Annotated in this window: 18 protein-coding genes; 8 read left to right on the top strand and 10 right to left on the bottom strand. The window is 39.8% G+C overall.

All coding sequences use genetic code 11. The annotated features are described in order from the left end of the window. Nucleotides 1-59: 59 nt before the first annotated feature. The 8 genes from A2003_RS01325 to sdsA form a co-directional block, all read right to left on the bottom strand. Entirely contained in the window at nucleotides 60-500 is a 441-nt protein-coding gene (locus tag A2003_RS01325) for a YbjQ family protein (RefSeq protein ID WP_004908459.1), read from the bottom strand. An 8-nt stretch (nucleotides 501-508) separates the two neighbouring features. Next, a complete protein-coding gene (locus tag A2003_RS01330) occupies nucleotides 509-859 on the bottom strand; it encodes a YbjQ family protein (RefSeq protein ID WP_004908457.1) in 351 nt (116 codons plus the stop codon). Nucleotides 860-967: 108 nt separating this feature from the next. Beyond that, the gene (gene adeK, locus A2003_RS01335) at nucleotides 968-2428 is read right to left on the bottom strand and encodes a multidrug efflux RND transporter AdeIJK outer membrane channel subunit AdeK (RefSeq protein ID WP_004908454.1); all 1461 of its coding nucleotides are present in this window, start codon (nucleotides 2426-2428) and stop codon (nucleotides 968-970) included. 5 nt (nucleotides 2429-2433) lie between these two features. Continuing rightward, nucleotides 2434-5607, bottom strand: a complete 3174-nt coding sequence (gene adeJ, locus A2003_RS01340; RefSeq protein WP_112986716.1) for a multidrug efflux RND transporter permease subunit AdeJ — start codon at nucleotides 5605-5607, stop codon at nucleotides 2434-2436. 12 nt (nucleotides 5608-5619) lie between these two features. After that, complete coding sequence (locus A2003_RS01345) at nucleotides 5620-6873, bottom strand: efflux RND transporter periplasmic adaptor subunit (RefSeq protein WP_279679894.1); 1254 nt, start codon at nucleotides 6871-6873, stop codon at nucleotides 5620-5622. Then, a complete protein-coding gene (locus A2003_RS01350) occupies nucleotides 6860-7510 on the bottom strand; it encodes a phosphatase PAP2 family protein (RefSeq protein WP_279679893.1) in 651 nt (216 codons plus the stop codon). The genes A2003_RS01345 and A2003_RS01350 overlap by 14 nt, the downstream gene beginning before the upstream one ends. 152 nt (nucleotides 7511-7662) lie before the next feature. Further along, nucleotides 7663-9717 carry a site-specific recombinase gene (locus A2003_RS01355; RefSeq protein WP_004908444.1) on the bottom strand — a complete coding sequence of 685 codons (2055 nt, stop codon included), beginning with the start codon at nucleotides 9715-9717 and terminating at the stop codon, nucleotides 7663-7665. 14 nt (nucleotides 9718-9731) lie between these two features. Then, entirely contained in the window at nucleotides 9732-10709 is a 978-nt protein-coding gene (gene sdsA / locus A2003_RS01360) for an All-trans-nonaprenyl-diphosphate synthase (RefSeq protein WP_004950751.1), read from the bottom strand. Nucleotides 10710-11156: 447 nt separating this feature from the next. On the opposite strand from sdsA, the gene rplU reads away from it, so the two are divergent. Beyond that, nucleotides 11157-11468, top strand: a complete 312-nt coding sequence (gene rplU / locus A2003_RS01365) for a 50S ribosomal protein L21 (RefSeq protein ID WP_004652230.1) — start codon at nucleotides 11157-11159, stop codon at nucleotides 11466-11468. An 18-nt stretch (nucleotides 11469-11486) separates the two neighbouring features. Beyond that, nucleotides 11487-11741: a 50S ribosomal protein L27 gene (rpmA, locus tag A2003_RS01370; RefSeq protein ID WP_004640422.1), complete on the top strand. Its 255-nt coding sequence runs from the start codon at nucleotides 11487-11489 to the stop codon at nucleotides 11739-11741. A gap of 66 nt (nucleotides 11742-11807) precedes the next feature. Here the strand turns inward: rpmA and A2003_RS01375 are convergent, their stop codons facing one another. Continuing rightward, complete coding sequence (locus tag A2003_RS01375; RefSeq protein WP_039047819.1) at nucleotides 11808-12677, bottom strand: pirin family protein; 870 nt, start codon at nucleotides 12675-12677, stop codon at nucleotides 11808-11810. A 295-nt stretch (nucleotides 12678-12972) separates the two neighbouring features. Between A2003_RS01375 and lolA the strand changes: the two genes are divergently transcribed. The 5 genes from lolA to A2003_RS01400 all read left to right on the top strand — a co-directional run bounded on the left by lolA (nucleotide 12973) and on the right by A2003_RS01400 (nucleotide 17928). Next, nucleotides 12973-13668, top strand: coding sequence for an outer membrane lipoprotein periplasmic chaperone LolA (lolA, locus tag A2003_RS01380; RefSeq protein WP_004908434.1), 696 nt, complete (start codon nucleotides 12973-12975; stop codon nucleotides 13666-13668). 111 nt (nucleotides 13669-13779) lie between these two features. After that, on the top strand, nucleotides 13780-14535 hold the full coding sequence (locus tag A2003_RS01385) for an RsiV family protein (protein WP_004908432.1): 756 nt from the start codon (nucleotides 13780-13782) through the stop codon (nucleotides 14533-14535). A gap of 114 nt (nucleotides 14536-14649) precedes the next feature. After that, nucleotides 14650-15921: a serine--tRNA ligase gene (serS, locus tag A2003_RS01390; protein WP_004908431.1), complete on the top strand. Its 1272-nt coding sequence runs from the start codon at nucleotides 14650-14652 to the stop codon at nucleotides 15919-15921. Between the two features lie 70 nt (nucleotides 15922-15991). Continuing rightward, on the top strand, nucleotides 15992-17365 hold the full coding sequence (cysG, locus tag A2003_RS01395; protein ID WP_004963635.1) for a siroheme synthase CysG: 1374 nt from the start codon (nucleotides 15992-15994) through the stop codon (nucleotides 17363-17365). An 89-nt stretch (nucleotides 17366-17454) separates the two neighbouring features. Then, nucleotides 17455-17928 (top strand): tRNA (cytidine(34)-2'-O)-methyltransferase, encoded by a 474-nt coding sequence (locus A2003_RS01400; protein ID WP_004950756.1) that lies wholly within the window; start codon nucleotides 17455-17457, stop codon nucleotides 17926-17928. 40 nt (nucleotides 17929-17968) lie between these two features. Here A2003_RS01400 and A2003_RS01405 read toward each other — a convergent pair whose 3' ends face one another. After that, a complete protein-coding gene (locus tag A2003_RS01405; RefSeq protein ID WP_004963630.1) occupies nucleotides 17969-18358 on the bottom strand; it encodes a winged helix-turn-helix transcriptional regulator in 390 nt (129 codons plus the stop codon). 121 nt (nucleotides 18359-18479) lie between these two features. Here A2003_RS01405 and A2003_RS01410 point away from each other — a divergent pair, with 121 nt between their 5' ends. Beyond that, entirely contained in the window at nucleotides 18480-19037 is a 558-nt protein-coding gene (locus tag A2003_RS01410; protein WP_004908422.1) for a flavodoxin family protein, read from the top strand. Nucleotides 19038-19139: the final 102 nt, after the last annotated feature.

A 19139-nucleotide genomic window follows, 5' to 3' on the forward strand; every position in this document is an offset into this window, starting at 1 on the left:
CGATTTTTGCAGAGTAACTGAGTTGTCCTGATGCAGCATGTGCAACAGGACATACGTCTTCAAGATGGCTGATAGATCGCTGTTCCATATGCAAACACTTCAACCATCCCACCTTGCATACCGAGTTCAGTCGTGCTGAGACGAACCCCCATGATATGGCTAGCACCGATTGCATGTGCTTCTTGCTTGAGGCGGAGCATCGCTTCACGACGTGCACGTTCAACCACACTTTCATAACTGGTCAGGCGACCGCCGAAAAAGTTTTGAATATTGGCAAGTATGTATTTAAAGTAATCATGTGAGATGACGACATTGCTACTCACCAATTGCCCCTTTGCTGATGTTTCAACAAATCGATTGGTATCAATTCGAATATGGGCAAATTTTTTTTCTTTTTCATCTAGTTCACGTAAATGTTTTTGTTCGATATGACGACCAAATCCCCATCCGACTGAAAACAGAATCAAGAAAAGAATAACCTGAAAAATTAATCCACTCATAGACATGCCTAAGCGCTAAATGGATCAGGAAGTTTTGGTGTGATCGGCTGGACGACGACAGCTGTTCCATAGACAAAGAGTTCAGATGCACCTTGAGCGATATTTGAGGTCGAGAAACGAATACCGACGATAGCGTTGGCACCTAAAGCACGTGCTTTATCGATCATACGTTGTGTCGCTTCTTGGCGAGATTCTTCAAGCAACTCTGTATAGCCTGTTAGTTCACCACCAACAATGTTTTTTAATCCTGCCATAAGATCTCGACCAACATGTTTACTGCGTACCGTACTGCCGTAAACGACATCTAGCTGACGTAAAATCTCGTGACCAGGAACTGATTCTAAACTGCTTAATAACATAGCGTTTTTCTAAGTCTTTAATATTTCAGTATTGAAGATAAGAAATATTCCGCATGCATGCAATAAAAAAGCTCACCGAAGTGAGCTTTTTTATGACAAAGTTTTTTTTTATTGAGCGCTATTTTTTTCAGCGCTAGATGGTTGGCGTGCAATCGTCTCAGTTGAAGACACTTTAAGTCCACCACCTAAGGTTTTATAAAGCTCAACCTGATTATTTAAATCAGCTTGTTGCAATAATAATAAGCCTTGTTCTGCTGAATATGCTGAACGCTGAGCATCTAACACCGTTAAGTAGCTATCAATACCAGCACGGAAACGAGCATTAGATAGTTTATAAGTGGTGTTAGTGGCATCAACTAAGCGGCGTTGAGCACTCAAACGATCACCAATATTGGCACGAGTTGCTAAAGCATCATTCACTTCACGGAATGCAGATTGGACTGACTTTTCATAATTTGAAAGGGCAATCTTCTGATCTGTTTCAGAAATTTTGACATTCGCACGACGTGTACCCCAATCAAAGATTGGCATATCGATGCTCGGACCAATTGACCAAAGTGCGTTGCCAGATTTAAACAAATCACTTAAATCCGTTGATGCATAACCTGCTGAACCCGTTAAACTAATCGTTGGGAATAGTCGTGCTTTCGCAGCACCTATATTTGCACCTGCAGCACTGAGTTGATACTCAGCCACTTTGACGTCAGGACGATTATTCAACAAGTCACTTGGTAAGCCTGCTGTCAACACATTCTTTTGTGTGATACGAGCAACTTGTTGTTTTGGTAACAGGTTTTCAGGAACTGGTTGACCGACCAATAAATTCAACAAGTTTTGAGCTTGTGCAATCTGGGTTTTGTAGTTAGCTACATCGTTACGTGCAGTTTCAACTGAAATCTGAGCTTGACGCACAGGAATTTCACTATCAATTCCGACATCGAAACGCTTTTTGTTCAAGTTAAACGACTCTTGCTGTGCTTTAAGCGTTTGCTCTGCAAGTTTGAGTTGTGCACTGGCGAATGAATAATTCAACCATGCTTGTGTCACTTGTCCAATTAAGCTGATCTGAGTCGCATCACGCGAACTTTGTGTCGCAAGATAACTATCTAGAGCAGCGTCTTTCAAGCTACGAACTCGACCCCAGAAATCTAACTCGTAAGCCGTTAAACCTAAACCAACTTGGTAAGTCGAGTAGGGGTTGTTAGGATCACGAGATGGCGTGACTTGGCGAACCGCACTACCACTTGCCCCAATCGTTGGTAATTGGTTGTTTTCTGAAATTTGGTACTGCTGTTGGGCTTTTTGAATATTCAACGCCGCTGTACGCAAGTCACGGTTATTGGCAAGTGACATATCAATCACTTGTAATAAACGAGGGTCAGCAAAGAAGTCTTTGTAGCCTTGTTCTGCGATAGAAGTTCCAGAAGCATTACTATATGACGCAAAGCTTTCAGGAATCGCTGTGTTCACAACAGGCTCTGGCCCACGCATGCTTTGGCAGGCAGCCAAAGACAGCGCGAGTGCAGAGATTGCAATGCCACGACTGGAAATAGACCAAACAGTTTGCATCACGATCAATGCTCCTGAGTATTTAAAGTTTTAGGTTTGTACTTAAAGATACTACGAATCCACACAAAGAATACAGGGATGAAGAAGATACCTAAAAGTGTTGAAGAAATTACGCCACCCAGTACACCATAACCAACAGAATGTTGACTACCTGCACCCGCACCACTTGCAAGGGCTAATGGTAAAACACCAAATCCGAATGCAAGTGTGGTCATGATAATCGGACGTAAACGCATTTTTGCAGCATGTAATGTTGCTTCGAATAACTCTTCGCCTTTTTCTTGCAGCTCTTTTGCAAACTCTACGATCAAGATCGCATTTTTTGCAGAAAGACCAATCACGGCTACGATTGCGACTTGGAAATAAATATTAAAGGATAAGTTTGGATCACCTTTAATCACCATTCCTAACCATGTCATCGTGAAAGCACCAATAATACCTAGTGGCACAACCAACAATACTGAAATTGGAATCGCCCAGCTTTCATACAATGCTGAAAGACACAGGAACACGATCAATAATGAAAGAATGAGTAATGGAACTGTTTGGTTACCAGAATCACGCTCTTCCAAAGATAAGCCTGTCCATTCATAGTCGAAACCTTGTAAGCCCATCGATGGTAACTTACCAATGATTTCTTCCATTGCTAACATCGCGTCACCTGAGCTGACACCTGGTGCAGGAGAACCTTGAATGTTCACAGAAGATACGCCGTTGTAACGTTCTAAACGTGGTGAACCATATGTCCATTCACCTTTAGCAAAAGCTGAGAATGGAACCATTTCACCTTTGTTATTACGTACATACCATTTGTTTAGGTCTTCAGGCATCATGCGAGTATCCGCTTCACCTTGAACATAAACTTTTTTCACACGACCACGATCAACGAAGTCATTGATATAAGAACCACCCCAAGCCATGCTCATGGTGCTGTTAATATCACTAATACTCACACCCATTGCACCAGCTTGCGCTTGGTCAACTGTGATTTTGTACTGAGGAGTATCCTCTTGACCATTCGGACGTACACCTGCAAGACGTTTGTCTTGTGATGCCATACCTAAAATAGCGTTACGAGCAGCGATCAGTTTTTCATGACCTTGACCACTTACATCTTTCAACTGAATATTAAAACCAGACGATACGCCCAATTCAGGCATTGCAGGAAGCTGTAATGGCATGATGTAAGATGCATCTTTTACGATCATGTTCAATGCCATACCACGTTGAATGATGGCACCAATTTGTGATTCAGGTGTTGTACGCTCGCTCCAGTCTTTCAATTTGATGAAAGCAAGACCAGCATTTTGACCAACCCCTGTAAATGAGAAGCCAGACACAGTAAAGATCGACTCTACATGCTCTTTTTCCTTATTTAAGAAGTAATCAGTCATAGTGGTGATGACTTTATCTGTTCTTTCAAGACTTGCACTCGGTGGTAATTGAACAAGTGTCATAACAACACCTTGGTCTTCTTCAGGTAAGAAAGACGAAGGCAACATCTTGTATAAACCAACTAAAGCAGCAATAACAACGATATAAATGACTCCAGAGAACAACTTATGATGGGTCATACGGTTGACGCCACCTTGATATTTCTCTGAAAGTTTTTCGAACCCACTATTAAAACCACGGAAGAAACGCGCAAAGATACTGTTGCTTTGTTCTTTGTTTGGATCGTGTTGTTTTAATAACGTTGCACAAAGGGCAGGGGTAAACGTTAACGCAACGATCAAAGATAAAATCATTGCCGTTACTAAAGTGATAGAGAATTGACGGTAAATTACACCAGTTGTCCCCCCGAAGAAGGCCATTGGTACGAATACCGCCGTTAATACACTAGTGATACCAATCAAAGCACCAGAAATTTGACCCATCGACTTTTCAGTAGCAGGTACAGGTTCAAGGTGTTCTTCTTGCATAACACGTTCGACATTCTCGACGACTACAATCGCATCATCGACCAACAGACCAATCGCAAGTACCATCGCAAACATGGTGAGCGTGTTGATTGAGAAGCCGAAAATATTGATTACCGCAAAAGTTCCCAATACAACTACAGGGACTGCAAGTGTCGGAATGATCGTTGCACGCCAGTTCTGTAAGAACAGGAACATGACGATAAATACAAGAACAACAGCTTCAATCAGTGTGTGTACTACACTTTCAATCGAAAGCTTAATGAATGGTGTCGTATCGTAAGCAAGTTTATCTTTTAAACCACTTGGATAGTTAACACGTAATTCTGATAAACGTTTTTCAACTGCAGCAGCTGTATCTAGCGCATTTGCACCCGTCGCAAGTTTAATCGCGACACCACCTGCAGGATTACCATTGAACTTAGAGTCAAACTGATAGTTGTCAGAACCTAACTCAACGCGTGCAACATCACTTAAACGCACTTGTGCGCCATCAGCCGCATTTTTTAGGAAAATGTTTTTAAACTGCTCTGGAGTCTGCAACATACTTTGTGCATTAACTGTCGCATTTAAAACTTGTCCTTGAACTGCTGGGGCACCACCTAATTGACCTACCGCAACTTGAGCATTTTGTGAACGTATAGCTGCTGCAACATCTGAAGGTGTGAGATTAAAACTAGTAAGTTTTGCTGGATCTAACCAAATACGCATTGCATAAGAACCACCAAAGACAGTTACTTCGCCCACACCTGCAACACGACTCAGTGGCTCAGAGATGTTTGAATTGACGTAATCTTTAATATCTGATGCTGATAAGCTGCCGTCAGGTGAGTAGAAAGCAACGACCTGCATAAAGCTTGCACCAGACTTAGTCACTCGTACCCCTTGACGTTGTACATCTTCAGGTAATAGTGCTGTAGCTGATTGTAATTTATTTTGAACTTGAACTTGAGCGATATCAGGATCAATGCCTTGTTCGAAGTTTAAGTTGATTGATGCTTGACCATTACCCGCACTGTTTGAAGAGATATAACGTAAACCATCCAAACCATTCATTTGCTGTTCAATGATTTGAGTAACCGTATTCTCAACAGTCTGAGCTGAAGCACCTGGATATGTTGCAGAAATTGTCACCGTAGGCGGTGCAATCGTTGGGTATTGCGCAACTGGCATTTTGGTGAGGGTGAGAATACCCGCCAGCATAATAACCAGTGCAATCACCCATGCAAAAATTGGGCGATGAATAAAAAATTGAGCCATGCAATCTACCCCTTAAACTTGTGAAGTAGCTTTTTGTTCAGTTTTTGAAGAGTCAGCTTGTTTTTGTTCATTTGCTTTAGGGGCAGCAGCATTTTGACCTTGTGATGCTTGAGGTTGGTAAGGCTTAGCCTTAACTTCTTGACCTTCTTTTACCTTTGCAACACCATCTACAATAACTTTATCACCAGCTTTTAAACCATCGGTAATAATCCAGTCTTGACCTTGAACACCTGCTGTCGTCACTGGTCGAGTCTCAACAGCACCTTTCGCATTTACGACCATAGCAATTGCTTGCCCTGTAGGTAAGCGAGTTACAGCTGCTTGTGGAATCAGATATGCATTAGGTAGAACTGCTTGAGAGATTTTTGCAGTTGCGTACATACCAGGTAATAACAAGTGATTTGGATTTGGGAATACCGCACGTAAAGTCACTGTACCAGTTTCAGGGTTAACACTTGCACCAGAGAATGCGAGTTGTCCTTCGATAGGATAATCTGAACCATCTTCAAGTGTGAGTTTGACGCGCGTATTATTACTACTATCTAAACTACCTTTACTCAACTGCTGACGTAAACGGAGCATTTCAGCACTTGATTGATTGATATCTACATAGATCGGATCAAGTTGTTGGATTGTCACCAACGGATCTGCTTGGTTTGCAGTAACTAAAGCACCAGAAGTTACCGAAGAACGACTAGATTGCCCTGAGATAGGTGCGCGAACAGTTGAATAACCTAAAGTAATTTCAGCATTTTTCAATGCTGCCTGAGCTGCAGCTACATCAGCTTCAGCCAATTTTACTTGAGCATTAATATCATCATATTCTTGTTTAGAAACGGCGTTAGTACCAACCAATTGGCGATAACGATTTTCTTTCACACGCAATGCATTTAAATTAGCTTGCTGACGTAATAAAGCTGCACGAGCATTGTCAGCAGTTGCACGGTTGGTATTAGCATCAATTTGATAAAGCGCTTGACCTGCTTCGACATAACTGCCTTCAGCAAATAAACGCTTTAAAATAACGCCACCCGTTTGTGGACGAACTTCTGATATTTGATACGCAGAAGTGCGCCCAGAAAGTTCAACATTTTGTTCAACACTTTGTGGTTGAGCAACGATAACACCAACTTCTGGAGGCGGCATTTTTTGAGCAGCAGCAGCTTGCTGTTCATCTTTAGGATCTTTGCTACAACCAACAAGCGCAATGCTTGTTGCTAATGCGCAAGCAGTGAGGGCAGGAGCCCAAAGCTTAGCCGACATCATTGTTCCACCTCAATTTAGATTTTTTATCTAAAAACAAATTGTTGCTGAAATTGCTTTGATACAGCCAAAACCAAAGCAACGAAGTCAAAATCAACCCAATACCCCAACCAGCCAATACATCAGTTGGGTAATGAACCCCTGCATAAACTCTAGATATCCCCATGATTATTAACCATAAAACAGATACTAAAACGATACTGGAACGATATTTGTGCTGTTGTGATAGCAACAGAACTAAACTCGATAGGGTTGCAGCATACAGGCTATGGGCACTTGGGAAGGATGCTCCATAACTTTGAACTAAATGATAAAACGCCAATGGTCTTGGTCGATCAATGCCCCATTTCAGAAGCCAACCAATCACAATGCTACCGATCACGCTCAGGGCGACAAATATGACCTTTTTATAGTTTTTCTTTCGAATTTGATGGATACAAAAAAACGACGTTAAAACCAGTAAAAAGGGCATGCCTCCTAGGCGAGAAAACAGAACGGCTACGTGGTTAAGCGCAAACGAACGGTATTCAAATAGCATTTGAACACCTCTAAGGTCTAAATTTGATATGCTTGGAGAAAACAGCCCAATCACACCGATTATCAAAAAAATGCAACCAATACAAAGCAGTAGGTACGGCATGCGAACCTCATTATTTGCTTAACCATTGTTCAGGGTTATATAATGTTTGAAAGTGTACTTGTGAGTACACTTTTGGTCAAGTCTTGAAATTTTATGATAATTTCATTTTCAGATTTTCTTAAGGTTCAGTAAAAAAACATAACAAAAATTGATTAATGTCTCACTTTTTGTTCACTTGATGCATCATCATCTACTTCGATTGGTTGTTTTGGTGGCCAAAAGAAATCACTTGGTCGTGTTAAGAAGTGGGTGAGTACCAATTTTGCCAATGGTTTCCATTGTGCGAAACGTACGCGACGAGCGCGTAAAGCAACAATAATAGTCAAAGTAAAGCTAACAAATAGGTTGGTTAAACCAATGAGCATGACACCAAGAAACGATACAAGGATTAGACCAATATCAGGTGATCCACTAATAGTCATTAAGCCTTGTATAAAATTTGCAGATGCAAAGGCAATGTGACGAATATCTAGTGGTAAGCCTAGAATAAAACCAATGGTTCCCATACTTCCAAGCATGATACCGAACAAGAAGTTACCAGCTAAAGCACCTAAGTTGGTTTCGATATAATTAGCAAACTTATCCAGTCTTTCTTGTCCCATTAAACGTTTCAAACGAAGATGCTGTTTTAAACGAGGACCTACCTTTCGATATACGGCTAGGTTATCGAAATATCCTGCAAGTAAACCTGATAAAAATAAGCACACACCAGCAATTGCTGCATGTGGAACGGCCAAAGAAGTGAATGGATTTAAGGAGTGCAGTGTTTTACTTGCTTTAACAGGTGAAAGCAAAGGTTCATGTAAGTTGTATTGCCATAAGAAAGTAATAAGTGCAGCTACTGGAATCGCAATCGAGATATTGCCGAGGATAGCCACAAATTGAGTACGAATAATATTGATAATTAAAGCTGCGAGTTCAGCAATTTGTGCGGTTTTACTACCTTTTTGATGTTGCACTGTTGCTGCGAGAGCAGCAGCTGTCATTGCTGGTTGTTTAGTTGCAACGGTGAAATGCAGCACATGAATCAGCATAAAACCCAACGCATAGTTCATGCTATATAGAAATGCATGTCCAAATGGAGCCAAGACCAAACGCGCTGTCAGTATTTTTAAGGTTGCCATGGTCGCAATAATTGCACCTGCACCCGCAGCAGCCTTATACATTCCCCAAAAGCCAGCTTTGTCAGTACTTACATAATGTTCGCCTGTCTTACTTGCATTCTCAGTAACCTGTAACGCAATTAATTCACTGGTAGAACTCAGTAAGTGACGCACACTTTTTTCATCATAATTCGCTTGAGTTAGATCTGTGATTAACTCACCCAATGATCGGTATCGAATTTCATTTTTGCTGACCAATAAACTAAGCAATAATTCAATTCGATCAAGTGCTTGTTCCAAAAGCGAGAGTAAATAAGTCAAACTGATACTTACACCAATACGCTTGGTTGCTCTGCGGATTTTGAGTACAACTTCGCGACATTGATCCAGCATAACAAATGCTTGTGATGCATCAGGAGGCGGGAGAACTACAATGCTATCTTGATCTTCGATCTGCTTTTTATACTTCTCAATAAATTCGACAATTTCTCGGTTTTGAACCAGAAAAGGAGATTCGTATTCAATAATGTCAGGTAAGGCATTAATAAACTCAGGATATAAACCAATGCCACTGATTCGATATGAAAGAACAGTAATCGCTTTTATTAATTCATTTTTAGAATAGAGTTTTTCTTTACTATTGCTATGACTTTCACTGATTAGGCTAAATAAACGAATCCAATCTTGTGTATCAATTAAAGCTAACCAATCGCTATCAGTTTCTTGGTGAAAAACTTTACCCACTAATGTTCTGAGTTGCTGACCATCTTCAATTAAAGGAAGAAAATGAGCGCCTAATCGTTGGCTTAACTGGTTCCAAAAGCCATCCAAAGAGAGAATCCCACTGTCGGCATACAAGCTAATTTGTTTATATTGGCTAATCAGACGTAATAAAAAGTTTTGAAGCAAAATGGAGGATGCAGGAGTGAGTAATAAAATCCTAACCAATGCATCAATACGTGATTTTACTTCATTGGCATCGTTAGGATCAGCTGGTCGTATACGATTGACCAGTTCAATAATTAGGTTTTCGTCAAGAGCAGCTTGAGGGAGTTCAAGCTGTTCCTGCATTTTTAAAAATAAATCAGATAAATTTAAATGCATAGGCAATTAGAACATCATTGGAGTCGGTGTAAGGCCATTAAGGTCAAATTGATCAGTGCTTGTCGATATTCATTATCAGGTAAGGCTTTTAAAGCCTCTAATGCGCCATCCGTTTCTTGTTGGGCGCGCTTTTGGCAATATTCGATTGCGCCCGAGTTATGCACGATTTGAATAACTTTATCTAGGTGCTCGATACCACCTGTGGCGATACTACGACGGATAATCTCGTGTTCTTCACCCGTCGAATGAGCCAATGCTGAAATTAACGGTAAAGTAGGTTTACCTTCCATCAAATCATCACCAATATTTTTACCTAATGTTTCAGCATCAGATGTGTAATCCAAAATATCATCAATAATTTGAAAGGCATTTCCAAAATGACCAGCGAAGCGACGAAGAGGTTCACGGTACTCTTCTGTACCTGCCAAAATAGCTGCGCCTTCAGTAGCAAGTTCAAACAAACGAGATGTTTTACCATGAATAATGCGCAAATATGTTTCTTCGGTTGTTTCAGGTTGATGCTGAGATTGAAGTTGTAAAACTTCACCTTCAGCAATTTCACATGTGCCTGTAGAGAAATCTTTTAATAGTGTGATGTTATTTAAATCAACCAATAGATCAAATGAACGTGCTATTAAGAAATCACCTACCAAAACAGCAGTTTGATTGTTCCACGTTGCATTTGCGGTTGGGCGACCACGGCGCAGGTTTGATTCATCGACTACATCATCATGCACTAAAGTTGCAGTATGAAGCATTTCAATGATGGCAGCTAAATGTTGCGCTTGCTGCATATTTGCTAATCCACAAGCTTTTGCAGCCAGTAAGCACATGATTGGACGCATACGCTTCCCACCAGCTTCTACGACGTGTTTGCTTACAGACATGACTAAACCAACTTTAGAGCTAATTCCTTCATTGATCAGGTAATCCATCGCAGCAAAATCTGTCGCAACAGGGGAAAGAACGTCTTGCTTAAAATCGATAACCATATGAAGAAAAACCTCGTATAGGTGGGTAGTGCGCTAAGTGTATCAATTAATCTGTTGCTAAACAGTTATACAGGCTGTGTAATCCGTCATTTAAAACATTATGATGAGTTTTTTGGTCTTAATTTAGACAGAAAAAAGAGCTTGCCCACCAAACATCATTACTTTACTTATGACTTTGTAAAAACACAGTTTGTTATTGTCGCAATTTGTTTTTAAAAATGTATTGCAAATCACAGAAAGAATCAATCAAAACTATAGAACTTCAATCTAATTGATTTTATTAGAAAATCTAAAAATTGATTGAATCTATTTGCATTTGTATAAAATGACTTGTTGTTTGATCAAATTTCACTTAAAATTTGTCCCCTTATATAACCCCAGTGGCGTTCGTTTTAAGATCGATATATCCCTTTATCGACACGACGACACGGGCATGTTGGAGTACATATGTACGCAGTAATCCAAAGCGGTGGTAAACAGCACCGTGTTGTTGAGGGTGAAACCCTTAAAGTAGAATTATTGAAAGCTGAAACTGGCGCGACTATTACGTTTGATGACGTGTTAATGGTTGTTAACGGTGACAACATTCAAATCGGTGCTCCAGTTGTAGCTGGCGCAAAAGTAACTGCAGAAGTAGTTGGCCATGGTCGTCACGACAAAATCCGCATCATCAAAATGCGTCGTCGTAAACACTACCGTAAGCAACAAGGTCACCGTCAATGGTTTACCGAGTTGAAAATTACTGGTATCGCAGGCTAACACGAGGAGTAAATAGACATGGCAACTAAAAAAGCCGGTGGATCGACGAAGAACGGTCGTGATTCGAATCCTAAGATGTTAGGTGTTAAAGTTTACGGTGGTCAAACTGTAACTGCTGGTAACATCATCGTTCGTCAACGTGGTACTGAGTTCCACGCTGGTGCAAATGTTGGTATGGGCCGTGACCATACTTTATTTGCTACTGCTGACGGCGTAGTAAAATTTGAAGTGAAAGGTCAATTTGGCCGTCGCTATGTAACTGTTGAAGCGTAAGTTTTAATAGTTCAGAAAAACCCGCTTTTAGCGGGTTTTTTTATGGGTATACATTTTATAAGGTGTCTAATCAGAATAGTGTCCGAATTTTCCTGTCTTAATATCATCATAAGCCTGTAAAATTTCATCATAACTATTCATGACGAAAGGCCCTTGTCCATTAATTGGCTCGTTTAAGGGTTGTGCTGATAAAAATAATAAATCACAGTTTTCTAGAGCATTGATTTGAACGCCAGTTCCTAAGCTCGACATGACAGCCAACGCCTGTTCTTCGAGAGATTCTTCATCAGAAGAAAACTGTACTTTACCTTTACGTAAATAGATCAAGGTTGTCGCACCCTCGGCAGCAGGTAATGTAATTTGTTGGTCTTTCACAAGATGTATGTCAAAGACATTCATCGCAGTAAATGTTTTTGCAATTCCAGTTGTTTGATTTAACTCACCAGCAACTACGCGAATATAGCTAGCTTGATCATCGAGAATAATTTTAGGGATATCTTCATTTAATAAACTTTGATAGCGAGGGGTAGACATTTTGTCTTTGGCAGGTAAATTTACCCAGAGTTGTACCATTTCAAATGGACCACCACTTTCACGAAACTCGGAACTAAACTGTTCAATGTGCTGTATTCCTGAGGCAGCAGTCATCCACTGAACATCACCTCGTTTGATCAAGCCACCGCCACCTGTGGAGTCCTTATGTTGTAATTCACCTGCAAATACAAAGGTCACGGTTTCAAAACCGCGATGTGGATGTTCATTTACGCCTTTCTTTTTGCTTTTAGGTTCGAGTTTTCCTGGTCCTAAATGATCAAGCAGTAGAAAGGGTGATGTTGTATTACCAAGTTCATGGTAAGAGAATACTGAAAGTGCAGGGTAAAAGTCGCCAATAGCGAATCGAGTGTCATTTCGATGGATGAATGCAAGACTTTTCATAGTTTATGCTTATTTTATAAATTCTAGTAAGACTATCAAAAAGTTGATTCAGGTCTAGTCTATTCTTTATTAATAATTTCTATATCTAAAAATTTAGCTACATGATCGATTTTAAAATCTTGTCAAATTGTGGATTTGCATCCTTACAATTTCTACATAAAGACCGCATCTTCATACATAATGCTGAACTTTGCGACACGAAATACACAAAACCTATGCTTTTCTTCATTTTTTTAATGATCAAAAACAGTAAGATGTCGTCATAACAGTAGAAATCTGATAGAAGGTTCATTTTATGAATTTCGTAAAAAAAATGGCATATGCTGCAACAATTGGTGCAATGACACTGGCTCCAGTTGTGAGTACACAGTTATCTGCTGCACCAACAGCAGCATCTGCTCAGCAAGCAACCTCCAGTTTGGTGAAGCAGTTATCTGGCTTGCAACGTTTAACAGCAGATTTTGAACAAACTACAAAAGTTACGAACAGTAAGCCGAGCAAAAATAAAAGCTTAACTGCACAACATATGAATCAAACTTTCAAAGGTACAATGAAAGTAGAACGTCCTGGAAAGTTTTATTGGGAAACGACTAGCCCAGCGAAGCAGACCATTGTGACCACAGGTAAGCTTGTTTGGATTTATGATCCAGATTTACAACAAGCTGTTCGTCAGAGTTTAGATGATCAAATTGCCAATACACCAGCATTATTGTTATCAGGCAATACTAATCAGATCATGCAGTCTTATCGTGTGACGCAGCCTGACCGCACTAAACTTTATTACACTTTATATCCAAAACAAGAAGACAGTGCTTTCCAAAGCATGACCATTAGTTTTGGCGCAAATAAAGCACCAAACCTGATGATTTTACAGGATTCTTTAGGTCAAACGACTTATGTTCGATTCAGTAACATTAAAGTCAATCCAAAGATCCCTGCATCAGTCTTTAATTTTGCACCGCCTAAAGGTACAGATATTATTGATCAGTAATCAGTTAAAAAAAGCCGCATATTTGCGGCTTTTTCTTGTCTGAAAGATACATTTTTAAATTTTATATCCTTACAAGGCTTTGTATAGTGAAGAAAAACATCAGAGACTTGCGTGACGATGAATACTTCACAATTATCAAAACTTATTCCAATTCTTATAGTTGTTGCTTTAGTCGGATGCCAACCTAAACAAGAATCATCCAAAGAAACTGCAAAATTAGACATACCATTAATTCAAGCAAAAGTAATTCCAGTTAAGCTTCCCAAGCAAAAAGTTTGTTTGGAGGATGGTTGTACCAATTATGATTTGCAAACCGTCGAAACCAATCAAAAATGGATCGATGAATATTTTGTCAATCGTATGAAAAAAGCTGAGCCGAATGCTTTTGCTAATCTTCCTGATCAGAAAGTTAAAGTTCCTGCAGATGAACCTTCATTGAGTGAGAGTAGTACATACGTTCGTTTTATAGGACAAAATTATAATTTAGCGACATTTGCGATTCAGTCGTATTCATATTCTGCTGGCGCAGCACATGGTATGTCACATCAAGAGTTTGTGAATTTTGATCTTTCTAATAAAAAACATATCACTGTCAGTGAATTGATTAAACCTGAGATGAATACCAAACTGCGTGATGAACTATATGCGTCTAATCAGAACTGGTTAGAAGATCATAATATTAAAAAACAAGATTTACAGCTCAGTGACAATTATTACTACGGAGTGAATGGTATTGTTTTTGTCTATCCTTTATATGAGCTTGCATCTTATGCTGAAGGAATGAGTGAGTTAACGTTGCCCTATTATGCAGCGAAACAGTTTATTAAAGCTGAATATTTACCAAGTTTACCAAAAGAACCCAATTAATTGATTTTCAGCATCTCAACATGTGTAGGTGCTGAGTCTTTGTTGTCTATCGCTGTATTTTTTTGGGTTAAAGCCTTACACTATAGCCAGTTTTTTCTCTATTCATGATTGATTATGATTGACCCAAAATTACTCAGAAATAATATTGAAGCAGTAAACGCTGCTTTAGCAAAACGTGGTGTTCAGCTTAATGCGCAAGAATGGGCTGATTTAGAAGTTCGCCGTAAAGAATTGCAGTCAAAAGCTGAGAATTTACAAGCTGAACGCAATGCGGGTGCTAAACAAGTTGGTCAAATCAAAAAGTCTGGTGGAGATGCTTCCGAAATCATGGCACGTATGTCTGCCATTGGTGACGAAATCAAAGCTGCTGAAGTTGCTTTGGCAGAACTTCAAACTGAGTTAGAACAAAAATCACTGGCGATTCCAAACCTGCCTGATGAATCTGTACCTGAAGGTAAAGATGAAAGTGATAATTTAGAAATCTTGAAATGGGGTACACCACGCCAGTTTGATTTCGAAATTAAAGATCACACTGATCTCGGTGAGTGGATGGGTGGTCTTGAATTTGAGACTGCAACAAAACTAACAGGTTCTCGCTTCAGCGTGTTGAAAGGTCCATTGGCTCGTTTGCAACGTGCCCTGACTCAATTCATGCTAGATACACATACGCTTAAAAATGGTTATACCGAAGCTTATGTACCTTACTTAGTAAATGCAGATACTTTACGTGGTACAGGACAATTACCTAAGTTTGAAGAGGATTTATTCAAGCTTCAAGGTGAAAAGGAATACTATCTGATTCCTACTGCCGAAGTGCCGATTACTAACTTTGTGCGCGATGAAATCATTGATGCAGATCGTTTACCGTTAAAATATGCTGCACATACACCATGTTTCCGTAGTGAGGCTGGTTCTTATGGTCGTGATACCCGTGGTTTAATTCGTCAGCATCAATTCGATAAGGTCGAAATGGTGCAAATTGTTAAGCCTGAGCACTCTATGCAGGCACTTGAAGAATTAACTGCACATGCAGAGGGCATTTTACAGGCACTTGGTCTGCCATACCGTAAGATTTTGCTCTGCGGTGGTGATATGGGCTTTGGCGCAACTAAGACTTATGACCTCGAAGTGTGGGTACCAAGCCAAAATACCTATCGTGAAATCTCTAGTTGTTCAAATATGGGTGATTTCCAAGCGCGTCGTATGAAAGCACGTTATCGTGTAGATCAGAAGAAGATCGAATTGGTGCATACATTGAATGGCTCAGGTCTTGCGGTGGGTCGTACCTTGCTTGCGGTAATGGAAAATTATCAACGTGCTGATGGTTCAATCGAAATTCCAGAAGTTTTACGTCCATATATGGGCGGCGTAAGCTTCATTGATTAAAACATGCATCGATTTTGTGCATAGTTTTTGCTTTAGTTCAATCAGATAGAAAATATAGAAGAGGCCAGATGTGGAAATATTTCCAATCTCTTTAAAGTTGCAGCAGCAACGTTGTCTGATTGTAGGCGGTGGGCGTATTGCCTATCGTAAAGCAAGTTTATTGATCAAAGCAGGTGCAATCATTGATGTGGTTGCACCTGAGATCGAACCTGATTTGATGATTTTAGTTGAGAAATCAACGGGTCAGTATATCCAAGAAAGCTTCTCAGAATCTGTACTTGATACTCGCTATCGCTTAGTGATTGCTGCGACAGACCAAGCGGATGTAAATAAAGCCGTATTTGATCATTATGAGCAGCGCAATATTTTAGTCAATAGTGTTGATGACATACCTAATTGCCGTTTCATGGTACCTGCAATCATTGATCGTTCACCTTTAGTGATTTCTGTTGCGTCTAATGGGGCATCGCCAGTATTGTCTCGACAATTGCGTACACAGATTGAAACTATTGTGCCGCACGGGATGGGTAAACTCGCTGAGTTTTCTGGACAATGGCGTAAGCAAGTTAAAGAAAAAATTTCTAACCCAGATGAGCGACGTATCTTTTGGGAAAATTTATATGCAAGTCCTCTAAAAGAACAAGTTTTCAATGACAATCTTGAGCTTGCAAATCAACTGATCCAGCAAGCTCTAACTGAATGGTCTGCACCTAAAGGTGAAGTGTATCTCGTTGGTGCGGGACCAGGTGACCCAGAGTTATTGACACTCAAAGCGTTGCGTTTGATGCAACAAGCTGATGTTGTGATCTATGATCGTTTGGTTTCAGGTCCGATTTTAGATTTGTGTCGTCGTGATGCCGAAAAAATTTATGTGGGTAAAGCACGTTCAAATCATTCTGTTCCACAAGAAGGCATTAATGCTTTGTTGGTTGAATATGCACAACAAGGTAAGCGTGTTTGCCGTCTAAAGGGTGGTGATCCATTTATTTTTGGGCGTGGTGGTGAAGAGATTCAAGAATTGGTGGAAGCCAATGTGACATTCCAAGTGGTTCCAGGAATTACCGCGGCTTCAGGTTGCTCCGCTTATGCAGGGATTCCGTTAACACATCGTGATTATGCGCAAAGTGTGCGGTTTCTAACAGGACATTTAAAAGAAGGTTCACCAGAGTTGCCTTGGAGTGAATTGGTCTATGAAAACCAAACTTTAGTTCTGTACATGGGCTTGGTCGGATTAGAACGCATTTGTGAGCAACTGATTGCACATGGTCAACGTCCAACGATGCCTGTTGCATTGATTTCTAAAGGTACAACGCCTGAACAAAAAGTTGTTGTTGGAACTTTGGCTGATATTGCAACAAAGGTATCTGAACATCATATCGTAGCACCGACTTTAACGATTATTGGTGAAGTTGTGAGCCTACGGGAACAGTTAAAATGGCAATAAATCTCTCCTAATCCCACTTTAAAAAGAGAGTGAGTTCCTCTCTTTTTCAAAGGGTGACTAGGAGGGATTATGAAAAGTAGAGAAAATTTGTGATTCATGTGGTCCTATACGAACCTGAGATTCCAGCAAATACAGGTAATATCATTCGTTTATGCGCTAATACAGGTGCTCAGCTACATTTAGTCAAACCTTTAGGTTTTGAGCTAGATGATAAAAAATTGAAGCGCGCAGGTTTGGACTATCATGAATGGGCAAGAATGTTGATATGGGACAATATTGAGTTGTGTCTTGCTGATCTCAAATCTAAAGGTGTTGAGCATGTCTTTCCACTTACGACCAAGGGCAGTGCGACACCACATACAGTTGATCTCAATCGTCCAGTTGCTTTATTGATGGGACCTGAAACTAGAGGTTTGCCTGAGCATGTCCGAATGATGTTCCCACAAGAGCAGTGGATAAGGTTACCAATGGCTGAAAACTCAAGAAGTTTAAATCTATCTAATGCAACTGCTGTTATTGTCTATGAAGCTTGGCGTCAACAAGGATTTAAAGTTCTAGTCTAGTTTAATTTATTGCTCAAGTGCTAAAACGACTTAAAGTGATCTACTTTAAGTCGTTTTCTTGTTTGGGGCTTGAATCAAATTTTTGTTGAGCCGATATCACTTTTTCAATATTAGTTTCAGCCCAATCTTTTAACTGAAATGCCATTTTGGCAACTTCATGTCCTAACGATGTTAATGAATAATCAACACGTATTGGAGAGGTATTTTGGACTTGTCTTTGGATAAATCCATCTCGCTCTAGCATTTTTAGTTTTTGAGACAGTACTTTAGGTGAAATACCTTGAATATTTTTCTTTAAAAGATTGAAGTGCTGAGTTTCGTCTGCGAGGACATTGATAATCAGTAAAACCCATTTGTCAGCAATTTTTTCAAAAAATAACCGAGCAGGGCAATGTTGTTGATAAATATTATATTTTAATCCGGTATTCATCTTTTTAACCCAGTATTTAATGCGAATAGCAACATAGTTACCAATTGGTAACTAATTGATACCTAGTTTCTAAAATATATATTATTAAATCGAACTTTTTTGAAATTATAAGGATTCTCTCATGTCAAACATTGCTGTGGTTTATTATTCTGGTTATGGACATACGAAAGTTGTTGCTGAAACATTTGCTCAAAGCATACAAGCAGATTTAATCGAAATTGATCAAAATGGCGATATTTCAGAACAAGATTGGCAGCTGCTAAATCAAGCGCAGGGGATCGTTTTTGGTACACCAACATATATGGGAGCAGCGCCTTGGCAATTTAAGAAATTCGCTGATGCATCTTCGAAAATCTGGTTTACACAGGGCTGGAAAGATAAAGTTTTTGCAGGTTTTACCAATAGTGCAAGTTTAAATGGTGATAAACAAGTTACCTTAATCCATTTACAAACTTTAGCCTCTCAACATGGTGGAATTTGGGTAAGTTTAGGCTTATTACCAGCAAATACTAAAACAGCAACCCGTGAGGATGTGAACAATTTAGGTGGTTCTGTTGGTTTATTAGTACAAACTCCATCAGATGCAGGTGTTGATGAAATTCCTTCAGGTGATTTGGAAACAGCTAAGCTCTATGCAAAACGAGTTAAAGATATTGTTGAAAAAATTCATGCATCTTAATAGATGATAATAAAAAAGGCGCATGAAGCCACTACTGTCCCATAGTTTGCTTTAAATAAAAAAACCTGAGTCTAAATAGTTAAAATATGAGTGCAAACAAAC

The organism is Acinetobacter sp. GWC1_38_13, from assembly GCF_001767535.1.
Lineage (GTDB): Bacteria > Pseudomonadota > Gammaproteobacteria > Pseudomonadales > Moraxellaceae > Acinetobacter > Acinetobacter junii.

What these genes read in the sequence shown, in the direction of transcription:
- A2003_RS01325 (WP_004908459.1), bottom strand. Translation starts at nt 500, where the DNA reads ATGAGTGGATTAATTTTTCAGGTTATTCTTTTCTTGATTCTGTTTTCA.
- A2003_RS01330 (WP_004908457.1), bottom strand. Translation starts at nt 859, where the DNA reads ATGTTATTAAGCAGTTTAGAATCAGTTCCTGGTCACGAGATTTTACGT.
- adeK (WP_004908454.1), bottom strand. Translation starts at nt 2,428, where the DNA reads ATGCAAACTGTTTGGTCTATTTCCAGTCGTGGCATTGCAATCTCTGCA.
- adeJ (WP_112986716.1), bottom strand. Translation starts at nt 5,607, where the DNA reads ATGGCTCAATTTTTTATTCATCGCCCAATTTTTGCATGGGTGATTGCA.
- A2003_RS01345 (WP_279679894.1), bottom strand. Translation starts at nt 6,873, where the DNA reads ATGATGTCGGCTAAGCTTTGGGCTCCTGCCCTCACTGCTTGCGCATTA.
- A2003_RS01350 (WP_279679893.1), bottom strand. Translation starts at nt 7,510, where the DNA reads ATGCCGTACCTACTGCTTTGTATTGGTTGCATTTTTTTGATAATCGGT.
- A2003_RS01355 (WP_004908444.1), bottom strand. Translation starts at nt 9,717, where the DNA reads ATGCATTTAAATTTATCTGATTTATTTTTAAAAATGCAGGAACAGCTT.
- sdsA (WP_004950751.1), bottom strand. Translation starts at nt 10,709, where the DNA reads ATGGTTATCGATTTTAAGCAAGACGTTCTTTCCCCTGTTGCGACAGAT.
- rplU (WP_004652230.1), top strand. Translation starts at nt 11,157, where the DNA reads ATGTACGCAGTAATCCAAAGCGGTGGTAAACAGCACCGTGTTGTTGAG.
- rpmA (WP_004640422.1), top strand. Translation starts at nt 11,487, where the DNA reads ATGGCAACTAAAAAAGCCGGTGGATCGACGAAGAACGGTCGTGATTCG.
- A2003_RS01375 (WP_039047819.1), bottom strand. Translation starts at nt 12,677, where the DNA reads ATGAAAAGTCTTGCATTCATCCATCGAAATGACACTCGATTCGCTATT.
- lolA (WP_004908434.1), top strand. Translation starts at nt 12,973, where the DNA reads ATGAATTTCGTAAAAAAAATGGCATATGCTGCAACAATTGGTGCAATG.
- serS (WP_004908431.1), top strand. Translation starts at nt 14,650, where the DNA reads ATGATTGACCCAAAATTACTCAGAAATAATATTGAAGCAGTAAACGCT.
- A2003_RS01405 (WP_004963630.1), bottom strand. Translation starts at nt 18,358, where the DNA reads ATGAATACCGGATTAAAATATAATATTTATCAACAACATTGCCCTGCT.
- A2003_RS01410 (WP_004908422.1), top strand. Translation starts at nt 18,480, where the DNA reads ATGTCAAACATTGCTGTGGTTTATTATTCTGGTTATGGACATACGAAA.